Raw genomic sequence first — 16,112 nt, 5'->3', positions numbered from 1 at the left:
GGTTATTTGCGCGCCCGGTCGGGGCGCGCTGCACCCGACAAGGAACTTTCCGCGGGCTGCGGTGTTGCCTTTTGTGCCTGTTCAGACACGGGCACCTTATTCTTTTCACCGGTTTCGGAATCCCTCATCATGTTCGACGTCACCCGCAAGGCCGACCCGCGAGAGGCATCTTTCGACCTGTCCGCCGGCCGCCCCGACCGCCTCGGCGCGCGCCCCGACCCCGAAGGCACGAATTTCGCGCTGTTTTCCGATCACGCCGAAAAGGTCGAACTGTGCCTTTTCGACGAGGATGGCACCAACGAGATGGCCCGGCTGGAACTGCCCCGCTCCGAAGGCGGCATCTGGTACGGCTACCTGCCCGGCATCGGGCCGGGGCAAGCCTACGGCTACCGCGTGCACGGGCCGTTCGATCCGGAAAACGGCCACCGCTTCAACCCCGCCAAGCTGTTGCTTGACCCCTACGCCATGGCCATGCGCGGGCAATTGGCGTGGGACGACGCGTTGTTCGGCTATCCTGTCGGCGACACCGATCTGAAAATCGATTCTCGCGATTCCGCCCGCTTTATGCCCAAGGCTGTCGTCGCCGACCCCGATTTCGATTGGGAGGCCGAGCAGATGCCGCGCCACCCCTGGGAAAAGACGGTGATCTACGAGGCGCACGCCAAGGGGTTGACCATGCGCCACCCCGGCGTGGTGCAGGCCGACCGGGGCACGTTCAAGGCGCTGGCGTCCGATCCGATCCTGGAACACCTGCAAAAGCTGGGCGTCACCGCGATTGAACTGCTGCCGATTCACGCCATGGCGCAGGACCGCTATCTGGTCGATCAGGATCTGCGCAATTACTGGGGCTACAACACGCTTGGCTTTTTTGCCCCCAACCGCACCTATCTTGCGGGCGAGGATGTCCGCGAGGTGCGCACCGCCGTCAAACGGTTCCACGACGCGGGGATCGAGGTCATACTGGACGTGGTCTACAACCACACCGCCGAGGGCAACGAGCTGGGCCCGACCCTGTCGTTCCGGGGCATCGACAACGCCTCCTATTACCTGCTGGCCGACGACAGGCGCCACTGCTTTGACACCACCGGCTGTGGCAACACGCTGAACGTGGCCCACCCGATGGTGCTGCGGATGGTGATGGACTCGCTCAGGTACTGGGTCGAGGTCTGCCACGTCGACGGTTTCCGCTTTGACCTTGCCTCGACGCTGGGGCGCGAACCGGAGGGGTTCGAGCGCGAGGGCAGCTTCTTCAGCGCCATGCGTCAGGACCCGGTGTTGTCCCAGGTCAAGCTGATCGCCGAGCCGTGGGACATCGGGGACGAAGGCTATCAGGTGGGCGGGTTCCCCTGGCCGTTCCGCGAATGGAACGACAAGTTCCGCGATGACACCCGCGCGTTCTGGCGGCGCGATCCGGGCAAGACCGGGCGCATTTCGCAGCGTCTCATGGGCAGCCCCACGCAGTTCGACCATTCGCGGCGCCCCGCCACCAGCTCGGTCAATTTCATCGCCGCGCATGACGGCTTTACCCTGTGGGATACCCTGAGCTACAACGAAAAACACAATGAGGCCAACGGCGAAGACAACCGCGATGGCCATGATCACAACCTGTCCGACAACATGGGCATCGAGGGGCCGACCGACGATCCGCGCGTCAACGATGCCCGCCTGCGCCGCGCCAAGGCGATGCTGGCAACGCTGTTTACCAGCCATGGGGTGCCGATGATCCTTGCCGGCGACGAGCTGGGCCAAAGCCAGCAGGGCAACAACAACGCCTATTGTCAGGACAACGAGATCGCCTGGATCGACTGGGACGCTGCAAGGCCCGACCTGACGCAGGCGGTGGCCGACATGATCGCTTTTCGCAAGGATTGGGCGGGGCACCTGGCGCCGGGCGGGTTCTGGCCGCGCCCCGAGGCCACCGAAAGCCGCTGGCTGCACCCGGAGGGGCGCGAGATGTCCGAGGACGACTGGAACGACGAGCTGCTGCGCGTCACCGGGTTGCTGCACCACCGCGACGATTGCCCCGACCTGCTGATCGTGCTGAACGCCATGGACGATTGCGACTTTGCCCTGCCCGACGGGGATTGGCACCGCTGTCTGGACAGCGCGCTGGACCCGGTGATCTGCGACGAGGCCGTATCGGGCACCATCACCGTGTCCGGACAGGCGGTCAGCGTGTTTCGCAACGGAGATCCCGCAGAATGACCGAACGGACCTGGGGCGCACGGCCCCTGCAAGACGGACGCTGGGGCTTTGACATCTGGGCCCCGGCGGCGAAAACCGTGAGCCTCGTGCTGGACGGGCAGGAACGGGCGATGACTGGCACGGACGGCTGGTGGTCGGTGCAGACCAGCGCCGCACCCGGACTTGCCTACAGCTTTCGCATCGATGGCACCGACCGGCCCGACCCGGCCGCGCGCGCGCAGGTGAACGGCGTCGACGGGCCGTCGCTGACCGTCGACGCGGGCGGGTTCGACTGGCGGGGCGACGGGGCCGGCGACTGGGCGGGGCGCCCCTTCGACGAGGCGGTGATCCTGGAAATTCACGTTGGCAGCTTCACCCCCGAAGGCACGTTCGCCGCCGCCGCGCAGCGGCTGCCCGAGCTTGCGTCGCTGGGCATCACGATGATCGAACTGATGCCGGTGTCGCAGTTTCAGGGCCGCTGGGGCTGGGGCTATGACGGCGTGCTGATCCGCGCGCCCCATCCCGCCTATGGCACGCCCGACGACATGCGCGCCTTTGTGCGGGCCGCGCAGGAACAGGGCATCGCCGTGATCCTCGATCTGGTGATGAACCATTTCGGCCCGTTCGGAAATTACATCCCCTCCTACGCGCCGGATTTCTATTCCAGCGTGCCCACCCCCTGGGGCGACGGCATCGCGTTCGAGCGCGCCGAGGTCCGGGGGTTCTTTCGACAGGCGGCGCTGGGGTGGCTGGACGAGTACCGCCTCGACGGGTTCCGCCTGGATGCGGTGCACCAGATCCGCGACGGGTCCGAACAGCATTTCATGCATGAACTTCTGCACGCGATTCACGCCGCCGACCGGGGCCGCCCGATCCATCTGATCTGCGAAGACGAACGCAACCTGCCCGACCTGCGCGATGCCGGGTATGACGCGGAATGGAACGACGACTGGCACAACGTGTTGCACGTTGCGCTGACCGGCGAAACCCAGGGCTATTACGAACGCTACGGCGACGACCCCTTTGCCGATCTGGCCCACACCATGGCGCGCGGGCAGGCGGACGAAGGCCAGGACAAGGGCGATCACGGTGCGCGCGGTGCGCCTGCGGGGCACCTGCCGTGGACCGCCTTCATCAATTCCAACCACACCCATGACCAGATCGGCAACCGCCCCCATGGCGACCGGCTGCTGTCGCTGGTGGGCGATGACACGGGCCGGGTGATCCATGCGGCGCTGCTGTTGATGCCCTTCACCCCGATGCTGTTTCAGGGCGAGGAAATCGGCAGCACCGCGCCGTTTCCGTTCTTTTGCGATCCGCCCGACGACCGGATGCGCGATGCGGTGCGCAAGGGGCGGCGCAAGGAATTGGGGGCGCTTGGCTACGACCTGTCCGACATGCCCGATCCCTGCGGGCCGACCGCGATGGACATGGCCTGCCCCTATCCGGCCCCGGACCCGGACCGCGCTGCGCGATGGGCCGCGCTGACCCGCGATCTGCTGACGCTGCGACGGGGCCGCATCGTGCCGCTGCTGCGGACGGGCGACACCGGACCGGGCGAGGTGTCGCGCCCCTGTGCAAAAGCATTCCGCGCCCGCTGGGGCTTTGCCGGCGGCGCGATCGAAATGGATCTCGCGCTAGGCAGCCCCGTGGGCGAAGCGCTGGACCGCGCCGATTTCACCCTTGGGAACACCGCGACAGACCCCTTTGCCATTTCCGTCAGGATCACCGCATGAAACCGCTTAGCGCCACCTACCGCCTGCAACTGCGCCAGGGCGTGGATTTCGACCGCGCCGCCGAGCTTTTGCCCCATATCGACGCGCTCGGGGCATCGCACCTGTATCTTTCGCCGATCTTTACCGCCGCCGAGGGCAGCACCCATGGCTATGACGTCGCGGATGCGTCGCAGATCGACCCCGAGCTTGGCGGGCGCGCGGGATTCGAGCGCCTGGCGCGCGCGGCGCAGGCGCGGGGCATCGGCATCGTGCTGGACCTGGTGCCCAACCATACCGTGCTGTCGGTGGAAAATCCGTGGCTGTTCGATGCGCTCAGACACGGCGGCGATAGCCGCTATGCGCCGTTCTTTGACGTGGATTGGGACGCGGGGCTGATCCTGCCGATCCTGCCCGAACCGTTCGATGACATGGCCGCGGCCGGGGCGTTCACCGTCAATGCCTCTGATGAGCGGCTGGAATGGGACGGCGGCTGGCTGCCGCTGGCCCCCGGCACGGCGGGGCTGGAGTTCGCCGAGATGATGCGCGCCCAGCACTGGCGCCTGCGTTTCTGGGAACGCGAACGGCGCAAGCTGACGCACCGGCGGTTCTTTAACGTGACCACGCTGATCGGCATGCGGATCGAGGATCGGCCGGTGTTCGACGCGATGATGGCGCTGCCCGTCGATCTGGTGCGCGCGGGTCTGGTGCAGGGCCTGCGGATCGACCACATCGACGGGCTGGCGCGCCCCGGCGAATATCTCGCCCGTCTGCGCGAGGCGGTCGGCCCGGATGTGCCGGTCTGGGTCGAAAAGATCCTGACGGGGGATGAGGACATGCCGCGCGGCTGGGCCACCGAGGGCACCACCGGGTACGAGGCATCCGACCGCATCGCCCGTCTGCTGACCGATGCCGACGGGCGCGCGCGGCTGGACACCGCCTGGCGCGAGGCGACCGGGGTGCGCGACAGCTACGAAGACATCTGCCTGCAGACCCGCGCGCTGATCCTTGACACCGACCTGCGCGCCGAGCTGGCCGAAATGGGCAACCGCGCGCAGGCGGCGCTGGCCGAGCGCGGCGCCCATCCGCGCGATGCGCAGGAGTTGCGCGCGGCGATCCGCGCGCTGCTGATCGCCTTTCCGCAATACCGGTCCTATGTCACGCCCGATGGCGCGCGCGACGAAGACGAGGCGCTGCTGCGCACCACCTTCGACACCGCCGCCACGCTGGTCGACGACGCCGCCACGCTAACCGCGCTGCGCGGGTTGTTCGACGGCACCGCGGGGCCGCAGACCTACGCGTTTGTCCGTCGTTTCCAGCAGGTGACCGGCGCGGTCGTCGCCAAGGCGCAGGAAGACACGGCGTTCTTTCGCTACACCCGCAACCTTGCCGAATGCGAAGTCGGCTCCGAACCCGACGCCCCCGCGCTGACGCCCGAGGCGTTCCAGCTCTGGTGCCAGCAGCGGCAGGCACGCTATCCGCTGGCGATGACGCTGGGCTCGTCTCATGACAGCAAGCGGGCCGAGGATGCGCGCGCGCGGCTGATCGCGCTGACCCACGACCCGCTGGCGCTGCGCGAGCTGTGGCAGCAGGCCGCACCGCTTGCCACCGCCGGCGCGCCGCCCGCCGACGTGCGCTGGTATGTGCTGCAAACCGCAGTGGCGATGTGGCAGCCGCAACGCGACGATCTGGAACAGCGCCTTGCCGCGCATCTGGAAAAGGCGCTGCGCGAGGCGCGCCAGCTGTCGACATGGCTGGACCCGGACATCGCGGCGGAATCGGCGGCGGCGGAATTCGGCGCGGGGCTTGTGGCCCACTGGCGCCGGGCCGAACCCGAGGCGCTGTCGCGGCTCGTGCAGCGCGGCGCGGCGCTGGCGCTGTCGGCGCACGCGTTGCGGCTGGTGATGCCCGGTGTGCCCGACATCTATCAGGGGACCGAGTACGGCAGTTTTGCGCTGACCGATCCCGACAACCGCGCGCCCTTTGTTCCGGGCGAACCCGACGACCAGTTCGGCCATGACAAGCTGGCGCTGACCCGCCGGTTGCTGGGCCTGCGCCGTCGCGCGTCGGATCTGTTCCTGCGCGGCAGTTTCGAGATCCGGCAGGACCGCGACGGGCTGATCGTGACCCGCAGGCTGAAAGACCAGTCGCTGTCGCTGCATGTCACCGCCAACGGCGGCGGCGCGCCGGTTCTGATCGAGGTCAACGGCATCGCGGCATCGGAAACCGCCGCCGCCTGACGCTGCCGTGCTGTGCCCAAAGCCCCGGTTCGGACGCACCCGCCGGCCCGCCATTCTGCCTGAACGCCAACCGACAGCGGACGGGAAAGGGCAGGGGCCCTGGGGCGCAAGGGCACCACAAGGGGGGGCGCCGTACGGATGGCGAACGATACCGTCGCCCCGAAGGCGCACAACACCGTTACACCGAAGGCGCACAACACTGTTACACCGAAGGCGCACAACACCGTTGCGCCGAAGGCGCACAACACCGTTGCGCGAGTGTGGGCAACTGCGCTATCCTTTTACGAGGGAGGACTTTGCTATGAAAGACTTGGTGGACGCGCCGCATCCCGGCGCGATCAGGTCCGTTGTCATCGTTGATGACCACCCCCTTTACAGCGACGGGCTGGCCGCGACCCTCGGCCTTGCCTTGCCCGAGGCCCGGATGGACAAGGCCCGGAACCTGCGTGCGATGCTCGATCTGGTCGACGCGGCAGGGGCGCCCGATCTGGTGATGTTCGGCCTGAATCTGCCGGATGTCACGGGAATTTTGCGGTTTCGGGCGGTCAGGTTGGCGCTGCCGGACGCCCCGGTGCTGGTGATCTCGTCGCTGACCTCGGTGGGGGTCGTGCAGGCACTGATGGAGGAAGGCGCCGCAGGAGTTCTGCCCAGGCATGGCAGCGCCCCGGTGCTGCGCCACGCGCTGGCGGAAATCGCGGCAGGGCGCAAATACCTCTGCACGCCCTATGATGGCGCCGCGCTGGCCGAAATCGCGACTCACCCCGCGCTGGCCGAACTGACCCCGCAGCAGAAAAAGATCCTGAAGCTGATCTGCGCGGGCATGCCCCACAAGCAGATCGCCTATGAGCTGTCGCTGGCCGAAGCCATGGTCACCACCCATATCACCGCGCTGATGCGCCGCCTTGGCGTGCGCACGCGGGCAGCGGCGCTGAACGAAAACGCCCGGCCCGCAACCATCGAGACGCCCGCCCAGACCTGTCTCTGCCACTAGAATCCGGGCGGGGGGCGGAATTCGGTCCCGCGCGCCGGGCGGATGCACAGCATCGCCGCGCTGCTGCCGGGAACCGATCCGAAATGCACGGGGGCGGGGTTCGGCCATTTCCGGCCGATACCAAGGTCGCAGTGACAGGTGCGCCGCCCGATCGACAAAAAGCTGTGTTGTCAGGCCCCGGAAAAGACAGCGCAGCCAAGGGCCTCCGCCCGGTGCGGGCGCAGGCCGGGCTGGTATCGGGCGGCAAATATCCCCGCCGGGCACGGGCCGGGGCTGCCGGCGGGACTGTGCCAGGGCAATGCGTCGGACTCAGGCCCATTCGCCCTTGCGGAATACCGGGGTCGCGGTGCCGTCCGCGGCGATGCCGTCGATGTCGGTGTCCGGGCCGCCGATCATCCAGTCGACGTGGATCAGGCTGGAATTGCCGCCCTTTGCGGTGATCTGATCCGGGCTTAGCGACGCGCCGTCCAGGAAGCACTTGGAATAGCACTGACCAAGCGCGATGTGGCAGGCGGCGTTTTCGTCAAACAGCGTGTTGTAAAACAACAGGCCCGATTGCGAGATCGGTGAGCCGTGCGGCACCAGCGCGACCTCGCCCAGATGCGCCGCGCCTTCATCGGTGGCGATCAGTTCGCGCAGGATGTCCTGCCCCTTGTCCGCCCTGGCGTCGGTGATCCTGCCATCGCTGAAGGTGACTTCGATGCCGTCGATCAGGCTGCCCTGATGCGACAGCGGCTTGGTGGATCGCACCGTGCCGTTGACGCGGCGGGCGTGGGGCGTGGTGAACACCTCTTCGGTGGGGATGTTGGGGTTGCAGGTCACGCCATTCTGCGCCGGCGACGCGCCGCCGTGCCATTCGTGATCGTCCGCAAGGCCCACCGTCAGGTCGGTGCCGGGGCTTTTGAAATGCAGCGCGGTGAACCGCTGGTCGTTCAGCCAGCTGCTGCGGGTTTTCAGCGCGGCGTTGTGGTCGGCCCAGGCGGCGACGGGGTCGTCGCGATCGACGCGCGAGGCGGCAAAGATCGCTTTGGCGAGGCGGGCCTGTGCCTGCGCGCCGGGCAGATCGGGGAACATGCGCCTGGCCCAGGACAGCCCCGGCCAGGAACAGATCGACCAGTTGATTTCAAAGTTCGAGATCTTTTCCAGCGCGGGTTTGTAGGCGGTCGATGTGGCCTTGCCCGCCCGCGACACCCTGGCCGCATCCATATCCGACAGCAGCATCGGGTCTTCGCCGACGATGGCAAGGCGGGCGGCGCCCCCCGCATAGGCATCGGCCATGCCCCGGTACAGCCACCCGGCGGCGGTATCAAAGCTGTCATCGGCGCCGTGCTGAAAGCGCGCCAGCGTCAGGTCCGCATCGCTCAGGATCGGGGTCACGAGGCTGGCGCCCGCCTTGTAGGCGGCGGTGGTGATGCGGCGCACCAGCGGAAGCGCGTCGGCGGGGGCGGTGATGACCAGCTGCTGGCCGGGCTGGATGTTCAGCCCGGTGTGGACGGCCACATCGGCGAGGCGGTCAAGAAGGGTCGGGTCGATGGGGCTGTCGGACATGATACCTCGCATGGGTTGATCGCCCAGAGGTATCATGCCGGGCCGCGCGGGCAACCCCGCGCGGTTGCGCGATCACACCGCCGTAAAGCCGCCGTCGATGGGCAGCGTCACGCCGGAAATCATCGAGGCACCATCCGACAGCAGGAACACGATGGGGGCGGCGATCTCATCCTCGGTCGCCCAGCGGTGCAGCGGCATGGTGTCCAGGAACGGGCCCTGTACCTCGGGGCGGCCCCAGTACCAGGCGCTCATCGGGGTCATGACCACGGTGGGGTTCACCGCGTTGACACGGATGTTGTATTCGCCAAGCTCAAGCGCCGAAACGCGGGTGATGTTGTCCAGCGCGGCCTTGGATGATCCGTAGGAGATATGCCCGCGCAGCCCCACCAAGGACGCCTGCGAGGACACGTTGACGATGGCACCGCCCTTGCCTGCCGCCACCATGATCCGTGACGCGTATTTCGTGACCAGCAGCGCGCCGCGCGCGTTGATCGCCATGACCTTGTCGAACACGGCGATGTCGGTTTCCATCGGGGTGGCGATTTCGCCGCCCCAGCCGCCGCAGTTCACCACGCCCCACAGGTCCAGCCCGTCGAACGCGGCCTTGACCGCGTCTTCGCTGGTCAGGTCGAACGGCAGGGTGGCGCAGCCGGTTTCGGCGGCAAGTTCCGCCAGCGCCTCGGCGTTGCGGCCATTGGCGATGACTGTCGCGCCGGCGGCGACAAGCTGACGCACGGTTGCGCCGCCGATGCCGCCCGAGGCGCCGGTGACCAGGATCGGGCCTTTGCCGTCAAAGCCCGGAGACGAGAAGTTGGTCATTTCAGTGAGCCCTTCAAGGGGTTGGGATGGGTTCAAAACGGATCGTCAGATCCGCGGCAAGAGATTGGTTCAGAACGGTCAGCCCGTTGCGCAGGTCGTTGCCGTCGACCTTGGCGGGAATGTCGGCATCGGGGATGCCATGGGACCGCCAGCGCGTCCAGAGCCGGGCACGCAGTTCGGATTCGGGAACCTGCAGCATCACGGTCAGGTCGAACTGCGCGTGCAGGTCGCGCCAGCCGGGGGCGTCAAGCAGCAGGTAGTTGCCCTCGACGATCAGCAATCCGACCGATGACGGGACCATCCGCGCCGCATTGCGCGAGATTTCCAGCGTGCGGTCAAACACCGGCACGCAGACCTGCGGTTCGGTATTGGCGCGCAGCCGGGACAACAGGTGCGCCAGCCCCGCCACGTCAAAGGTGTCGGGCGCGCCCTTGCGCGGGCGCAGGCCCATCCGGTTCAGCAGCGCGTCGTCATAGTGAAACCCGTCCATCGGCAGCACGGCTGATGCGACCCCGGCGGCGCGCAGGGCGGCATCCAGGCCCTCGGCCAGGGTCGATTTGCCCGACCCCGGCGCGCCCGCCACCGCCACAAGCCTGCGCCCCTTGCCGCGCAGGGCAAGCACCCGGTCCAGCAGGACGGGCGGCACGGGGATGTCAGGCAAGGCGCAGCTCGGTCTTGGGGTCGAAGGCGACGGCGCGGCTCATGTCAAAGGTGACATGGGTCAGCTGGCCTTCGGTGGCGGCGGATTTGGCGCGGAACCGGCCGATGCATTCCTTGCCGCCCAGCAGGATGGTGACAAAGCTGTCGGCGCCGGTGGTTTCGACCAGTTCGACCGGCAGATCCACATGTTCAAGACACGGGCTGTCGTGATCGGCGCTTTCGGGGTCGGTCATGGATTCGGGGCGCACGCCCAGCACGATCTCGCGCCCGATGTCGGACTCCATCGCCGCGCCATGCGGAAAGGGCAGGGTGATATACCCGCCCGCCGTGGTCACCTTGACCCCGATGCCGCCATTCAGCGAAACGATCTCGGCGGGAAACAGGTTCATCGCGGGCGAGCCCATGAACCCGGCCACGAACATGTTGGCGGGGTTGTGGTAGACCTCGTCGGGGGTGCCAAGCTGCTGCACGTCGCCGCCGTACATCACCGCGATGCGGGTGGACAGGGTCAGCGCCTCGACCTGGTCGTGGGTGACATAAACGATGGTGGTGCCCAGTTTCTGGTGCAGTTTCTTGATTTCGGTGCGCATGTCGACGCGCAGCTTGGCGTCAAGGTTCGACAGCGGTTCGTCGAACAGGAACACATCCGGGTCGCGGGTCAGCGCCCGGCCCATGGCGACCCGCTGGCGTTGCCCGCCCGAAAGCTGCCCGGGCTTGCGGTCCAGCAGGTGGGTGATCTGCAACAGTTCGGCGACCTGGGCGATCTTGGCCTCGCGTTCGGGCTTGGGGACCTTGTGCATTTCCATGCTGAACGAGATGTTGCCGCGCACGGTCATGTTGGGGTAAAGCGCGTAGCTCTGGAACACCATGGCGATATTGCGATCCGCCGGGGGAACGCCGTTGACCACGCGGCCATTGATGCTGACCTCGCCGGAGGTGATCGCCTCCAGTCCCGCGATCATGTTCAGCAGCGTGGACTTGCCACAGCCCGACGGGCCGACCAGCACCAGGAATTCGCCCTGCTGCACCGCGATGTCGGTTTCGTTCAGAACCCGGACCGCGCCATAGGACTTGGTGACCTTGTCGATGTTGAGGAACGTGTTTGTCATCGGGTCATCCTTTCACGGAGCCGGACATCAGCCCGCGCACGAAAAAGCGCCCGGCGACGATGTAGACGAAAAGTGTGGGCAAGGCGGCCATGATGGCCCCGGCGAAATGGACGTTGTATTCCTTTTCCCCGGTCGAGCTTTGCACGAGATTGTTGAGCGCGACGGTCATCGGCTGGCTGCTGAAATCGCTGAACGAGGCCCCGAACAGAAAGTCATTCCAGATGTTGGTGAACAGCCAGATCACGCAGACCACCGCGATGGGCCCCGAGTTGGGCAACAGGATGCGCCAGAAGATGGTGAAAAAACCCGCGCCGTCGATTTCCGCCGCGCGCACCAGTTCGGTGGGAAACGCGGCATAGTAGTTGCGGAAATACAGCGTGGAAAAGCTGATGCCATAAACGACATGCACGAACACAAGACCCCCCACCGTGCCCGACAGGTTCAGGAACCCAAGGCTGCGCGCCATCGGAATAAGCACGATCTGGAACGGGATGAAGCAGCCGAACAGCATCAGGCCGAACAGGATGGTGTCACCCCGGAACCGCCATTTCGTCAGCACATAGCCATTCAGCGCGCCCAGCACGGTGGCGATGGTCACCGCCGGGATCACCATGGCAAAGCTGTTCAGGAAATAGGGTTTCAGGCCGGTGGCGGCGACGCCCACCTGTGCCTCGGACCAGGCGTTTTTCCACGGCGCCAGCGTCCAGGCCTGCGGCAGGTTCATCATGCCCCCCGAGGTGATCTCGGACAGGGGTTTCACCGAATTGACCAGCATCACATAAAGCGGCAGCAGGTAATAGACGCAGAACAGCGCAAGCAGCGCGTATAGCAGAATGCGGGCAGGGCGCAGGGTCATCGCGGGTCCTCCCTCAGTTCGGACCACAGGTAGGGGATGATGACGGCGGCGATGGTCAGCAGCATGATCTCGGCCGAGGCGGCCCCGATGCCCATCTGGTTGCGGGTAAAGGTATAGGAATACATGAAGGTCGAAGGCACGGCGGTGGCCGTTCCCGGCCCGCCATTGGTCAGCGCGACCACAAGGTCATAGGATTTGATCGCCATATGCGCCAGCACCACAAAGGCCGACAGGAAGGCGGGGCGCAGCTGCGGAATGACGATCCGGCGATACACCGCAAAGGTGCCCGCCCCATCGACGCGCGCCGCCTTGAGCATTTCGCCGTCAATGCCGCGCAGGCCCGCAAGAAAGGTTGCCATGACAAAGCCCGAGGTCTGCCAGACGGCGGCGATGACGATGGTATAGATCGCCATGTCGCGATCCTTGATCCAGCGGAACTGGAAACTGGTCCAGCCCCAGTCGTGCATCACCGCCTCCAGCCCGATGCCGGGGTCCAGGAACCATTTCCACGCCACGCCGGTCACGATGAAGCTTAGCGCCATCGGATACAGGTAAACGGTGCGGATGAAGCCTTCGGCGCGGATGTGCTGGTCCAGCAGGATCGCCAGGAACAGCCCCAGTACCGAACAGATCACGATATACAGGATGCCGAAGATCGCCAGGTTGGTGACCGCGATATCCCACATGCGCAGGGAAAACAGCGTCTTGTAGTTCTCGAAACCCACCCAGCCATAGCTTGGCAGCATCTTGCTGTCGGAAAACGACAGGTAGGTGGTGAAGAAGATGAAGCCATAGACAAAGATCGCGACAAGCGCGAGCGACGGGCTGAGAACGATGCGCGGCAAGAGAACACGCAGCCTTGCCTTTGTCGACAGGGCGTGATGAGCGGCCATGATGAGCTCCGGAAAGGGCGTAAGACGGGAAGGGGGCCGCCGGTCGTGCCGCCGGCCCCGATGCTGTGGTCAGCCGCCTAGAAGGAGGCGGATTCCACGGCAAGCTGAAGCTCTTCGACGGCGTCCCGAGAGCTCATGTCCGAGTTGAAATGCTCGGTCACCACGTCAAAGATCGCCTGTTGCACCGACGAGGTCTGACCGTGGCCGTGGGCCAGGCTGCCCAGCAGGCTGCCGTTGGCGTTGGCCTCGGTCAGATCGTCCTTGGCCTTGAGCGCGCAGGCGTCGAAATCAGAGATGTCGACATCGGTGCGCGGCGGGATGGACCCCTTGACCATGTTGAAGGCATGCTGGAATTCCGGCGACATCACCGAACTGGCCATGGCTTCCTGCGCCGATTTCTGGTCTTCGTCCACGTCGAAGAAGGCGAAGAAATCGGTGTTGAACAGGTAGGACCCTTCGGTGCCCGGCGCGGCGACGCACAGGATGTCCTCGCCCGGGGTCATGTCGGCGCGGATGATTTCACCTTTGGCCCAGTCACCCATCAGCTGCATCGCGGCTTCGCCGTTCAGCACCATCGCGGTGGCAAGGTTCCAGTCGCGGCCCGAGAAATTGTCATCGACGAACCCGCGCAGCGTGCGCATCTGGTCAAAGACCTGAACCATGGTGTCGGACCCAAGCGCGTCCATGTCCGCCTCGATGATGGCCTTGCGGTAGAAATCGGGCCCGCCGATGCCAAGCACCACGTCATCGAACACGGTCGCGTCCTGCCAGGGCTGACCGCCATGTGCCAGCGGGGTGATGCCCTTTTCCTGAAGCGCGGTGGCGACCTCGTTGAATTCGTCCCAGCTGGTGGGCGGGGTCAGTCCGTTTTCCTCGAAGATCGCGGCGTTGATCCACAGCCAGTTGGGGCGGTGAATGTTGACCGGCGCCGCGACCCACTTGTCGTCGTAGGTGGCAAAATCCACCACGGCCTGGGGCAGAACGTCGGCCCAGTTGCCGTCGGTTGCCAGATCGGAGATATCGCCCAGCGATCCCTCTTGCGCCCATTCGCGCACCGACATGCCAAGCAGTTGCGCGGCGGTCGGCGGGTTGCCGGCCGCGACGCGCGCCTTCAGCGTTGTGGTGGCGGCGGACCCGCCCCCGCCTGCGACGGGCATGTCTTCCCAGCCGACATCCTGTCCGGCCAGATCCTCTTTCAGCACGTTGAGCGCCGCCGCTTCGCCGCCGGCGGTCCACCAGTGCAACACCTCGACATCCGCCGCGGACGCGCCGGTTGCAAGGCCGCAGACAGCCACTGTCGCCAGCAGCCGGGCCGTTTTCACGAGAGCCATGGTCTCCTCCTCATGGAAGTGGCGACGCTTTTCTCCCGAAAGTGCCGCCGGTTTGTTTGGTTGCAAAACAAACATACTGTGCGATACTTGTCAACCACGACCGGGAGCGAAATCAAAGGGAGGACAACGCCATGGCGGGACCTGTGGTTCTGCGCCGGATGAACGAAGCCAGGGCGCTGGAATGCCTGGCCTCGACCGGCGCCATGAGTCGCGCCGACCTGGCGCGGGCGCTGAACATGACGCGCTCGACCTCGTCCAGCATCGTCGCCACGCTGCTTGACGCAGGCCGCGTGCAGGAAATCGAGGAACAGGCGGGACGCCGCGAAAATCGCACCGGACGCCCGTCGATCCGTCTGCGCCTGAACCCGGATCACGCCCATTATCTTGGCGCGGATATCGGGGCGAGCTTTCTGCGCCTGTCGGCCGTCGACTACATGGGTCGCTCGCGCTATCTGCGAGAAGAACGGGTGCACGACCGCCCGGCCGATCCCGAAACCGTGGTCGCCCGAATCGGCGAGATGGTCGAGGATTACCTCGCCACTCTCAAGGATCCCGGCATCGTCGTGGGCGTAAACGTCGCCGTGCCGGGGATCGTCGATCTGGCTGGAAACATCCTGCGCGCCCCCCCCATCGGCTGGGCCGGCGTGCCGTTTCGCAACATGCTGCAAGCGCGTCTGGGATCGCTGCCGGTGCGGCGCCTGGTCAATGACGCCAATGCCTTCGCGCTGTCGGCGCGCGCCCTGCAACGGCAGGACGATGCGCTTGGCGACGCGGTATTCCTGCTGCTGGACGACGGCATCGGCGGGTGCATCATGACCGGCGGCCGCATCCTGGAAGGGTCCAGCGGAATCGCCGGAGAAATCGGTCATATGCCCATCGGAGACACCGGTTTCTGCAATGTCCCACCCGTGGACGGCAGCCTGGAAAGCTATGTCGCGCGCCCCGCGGTGCTGGCGCGGTACCGCGCGCTTGGCGGCGTGGCCGAGCATCTTTCCGATTACCTGGATGCGCTGGATACGGGCGAACCGGTGGCGCGGCAGGTGCTGATGGACTGGTCGTGGTATCTGGCACGCGGGCTAGCCATCGTCACCACGCTGCTGAACCCCGAAACCGTGGTGATTGGCGGGCGGGTCAGCACGCTGTTCGCCCGTGGCGCGGACCATGTGACCGATGCGCTGTCACGCAATCTGCTGGAACAGACCCCGGTGCCGCGCCTGATTCTGTCCGGCGTCGGACCCGAAGGCGTCGCCCTGGGCGCGGCGATGCTGTTGCACGAGATGGACTTTGCCGAAGACTCCCCGCCCTAGCGCGGGCCGGGCGCCGCCGATGGCCGCCTGGCGCGTGGCTTTGACGCGGCGATCGCAACAGGCAGACCTCGGACTGCCGGGAATGACACATAATGCGCCTTATAAGATATAAGTGTTTGAGCGCAAAGTTAAAATGCCCCGCATCTGCAAAGTAGAAGTGTCACTCTTCCCTTTCGGCGAGGAAGGATTGGAGCGTGACCGTGGGATGGGTTTTGATGAGCGAGCGCGAGCTGGATCGGGTTGAGGTTCTTAGTCAGGTGTCCCAGGGCCGCATGACGGCAGTGACGGCAGTGACGGCGGCCAATGTGCTCGGGCTGAGCCGCCGCCAGGTGCACAGGCTGCTGAAACGGTTCGAGTCTGAGGGCGCCGCTTCGATCCGGCACAAGGCACGCGGCCGACCGTCGACCCGCCGGATCGATCCCGGGCTGCGGGAATATGCCGTTTCTCTGGTTCGGGAGCAGT

At 66.1% G+C, this 16,112-nt stretch carries 13 protein-coding genes; 6 read left to right on the top strand and 7 right to left on the bottom strand.

What is annotated here, in order from left to right:
• Positions 1-129 precede the first annotated feature (129 nt).
• The 4 genes from glgX (at position 130) to ATI53_RS15025 (ending at position 7,127) form a co-directional block, all read left to right on the top strand.
• Positions 130-2,205, top strand: coding sequence for a glycogen debranching protein GlgX (glgX, locus tag ATI53_RS15040; protein WP_111550742.1), 2,076 nt, complete (start codon positions 130-132; stop codon positions 2,203-2,205).
• The gene (gene treZ, locus ATI53_RS15035) at positions 2,202-3,920 is read left to right on the top strand and encodes a malto-oligosyltrehalose trehalohydrolase (protein ID WP_111550741.1); all 1,719 of its coding nucleotides are present in this window, start codon (positions 2,202-2,204) and stop codon (positions 3,918-3,920) included. Before glgX ends, treZ begins: the two co-directional genes overlap by 4 nt.
• Positions 3,917-6,136 (top strand): malto-oligosyltrehalose synthase, encoded by a 2,220-nt coding sequence (gene treY / locus ATI53_RS15030; protein WP_111550740.1) that lies wholly within the window; start codon positions 3,917-3,919, stop codon positions 6,134-6,136. Before treZ ends, treY begins: the two co-directional genes overlap by 4 nt.
• 301 nt (positions 6,137-6,437) lie before the next feature.
• Complete coding sequence (locus ATI53_RS15025) at positions 6,438-7,127, top strand: LuxR C-terminal-related transcriptional regulator (RefSeq protein WP_111550739.1); 690 nt, start codon at positions 6,438-6,440, stop codon at positions 7,125-7,127.
• Between the two features lie 309 nt (positions 7,128-7,436).
• Here the strand turns inward: ATI53_RS15025 and ATI53_RS15020 are convergent, their stop codons facing one another.
• The 7 genes from ATI53_RS15020 to ATI53_RS14990 all read right to left on the bottom strand — a co-directional run bounded on the left by ATI53_RS15020 (position 7,437) and on the right by ATI53_RS14990 (position 14,343).
• Positions 7,437-8,675 carry an aminopeptidase gene (locus tag ATI53_RS15020; RefSeq protein ID WP_009503174.1) on the bottom strand — a complete coding sequence of 413 codons (1,239 nt, stop codon included), beginning with the start codon at positions 8,673-8,675 and terminating at the stop codon, positions 7,437-7,439.
• Positions 8,676-8,747: 72 nt separating this feature from the next.
• Entirely contained in the window at positions 8,748-9,494 is a 747-nt protein-coding gene (locus tag ATI53_RS15015) for an SDR family oxidoreductase (RefSeq protein WP_009503176.1), read from the bottom strand.
• A 13-nt stretch (positions 9,495-9,507) separates the two neighbouring features.
• On the bottom strand, positions 9,508-10,155 hold the full coding sequence (locus tag ATI53_RS15010) for a nucleoside triphosphate hydrolase (protein ID WP_009503177.1): 648 nt from the start codon (positions 10,153-10,155) through the stop codon (positions 9,508-9,510).
• Positions 10,148-11,263, bottom strand: coding sequence for an ABC transporter ATP-binding protein (locus ATI53_RS15005; protein WP_009503178.1), 1,116 nt, complete (start codon positions 11,261-11,263; stop codon positions 10,148-10,150). Before ATI53_RS15005 ends, ATI53_RS15010 begins: the two co-directional genes overlap by 8 nt.
• Positions 11,264-11,267: 4 nt before the next feature.
• On the bottom strand, positions 11,268-12,119 hold the full coding sequence (locus ATI53_RS15000) for a carbohydrate ABC transporter permease (protein WP_009503179.1): 852 nt from the start codon (positions 12,117-12,119) through the stop codon (positions 11,268-11,270).
• Positions 12,116-13,012 carry a carbohydrate ABC transporter permease gene (locus ATI53_RS14995; protein WP_034451692.1) on the bottom strand — a complete coding sequence of 299 codons (897 nt, stop codon included), beginning with the start codon at positions 13,010-13,012 and terminating at the stop codon, positions 12,116-12,118. The genes ATI53_RS15000 and ATI53_RS14995 overlap by 4 nt, the downstream gene beginning before the upstream one ends.
• A gap of 77 nt (positions 13,013-13,089) precedes the next feature.
• Positions 13,090-14,343, bottom strand: a complete 1,254-nt coding sequence (locus tag ATI53_RS14990) for an ABC transporter substrate-binding protein (RefSeq protein ID WP_009503181.1) — start codon at positions 14,341-14,343, stop codon at positions 13,090-13,092.
• A 131-nt stretch (positions 14,344-14,474) separates the two neighbouring features.
• Here ATI53_RS14990 and ATI53_RS14985 point away from each other — a divergent pair, with 131 nt between their 5' ends.
• Both ATI53_RS14985 and ATI53_RS14980 read left to right on the top strand, forming a co-directional pair.
• The gene (locus tag ATI53_RS14985; protein ID WP_111550738.1) at positions 14,475-15,650 is read left to right on the top strand and encodes an ROK family transcriptional regulator; all 1,176 of its coding nucleotides are present in this window, start codon (positions 14,475-14,477) and stop codon (positions 15,648-15,650) included.
• A gap of 215 nt (positions 15,651-15,865) precedes the next feature.
• Positions 15,866-16,112: helix-turn-helix domain-containing protein (locus ATI53_RS14980; RefSeq protein ID WP_146609935.1), on the top strand; the 247-nt coding region annotated here is incomplete at its 3' end.

Origin of the sequence: Salipiger aestuarii (assembly GCF_003259905.1) — a bacterium.
GTDB classification, from domain to species: domain Bacteria; phylum Pseudomonadota; class Alphaproteobacteria; order Rhodobacterales; family Rhodobacteraceae; genus Salipiger; species Salipiger aestuarii.
The sequence above is the reverse complement of the archived record's forward strand: the minus strand, read 5'-3'. Positions and strand labels throughout refer to the sequence as shown.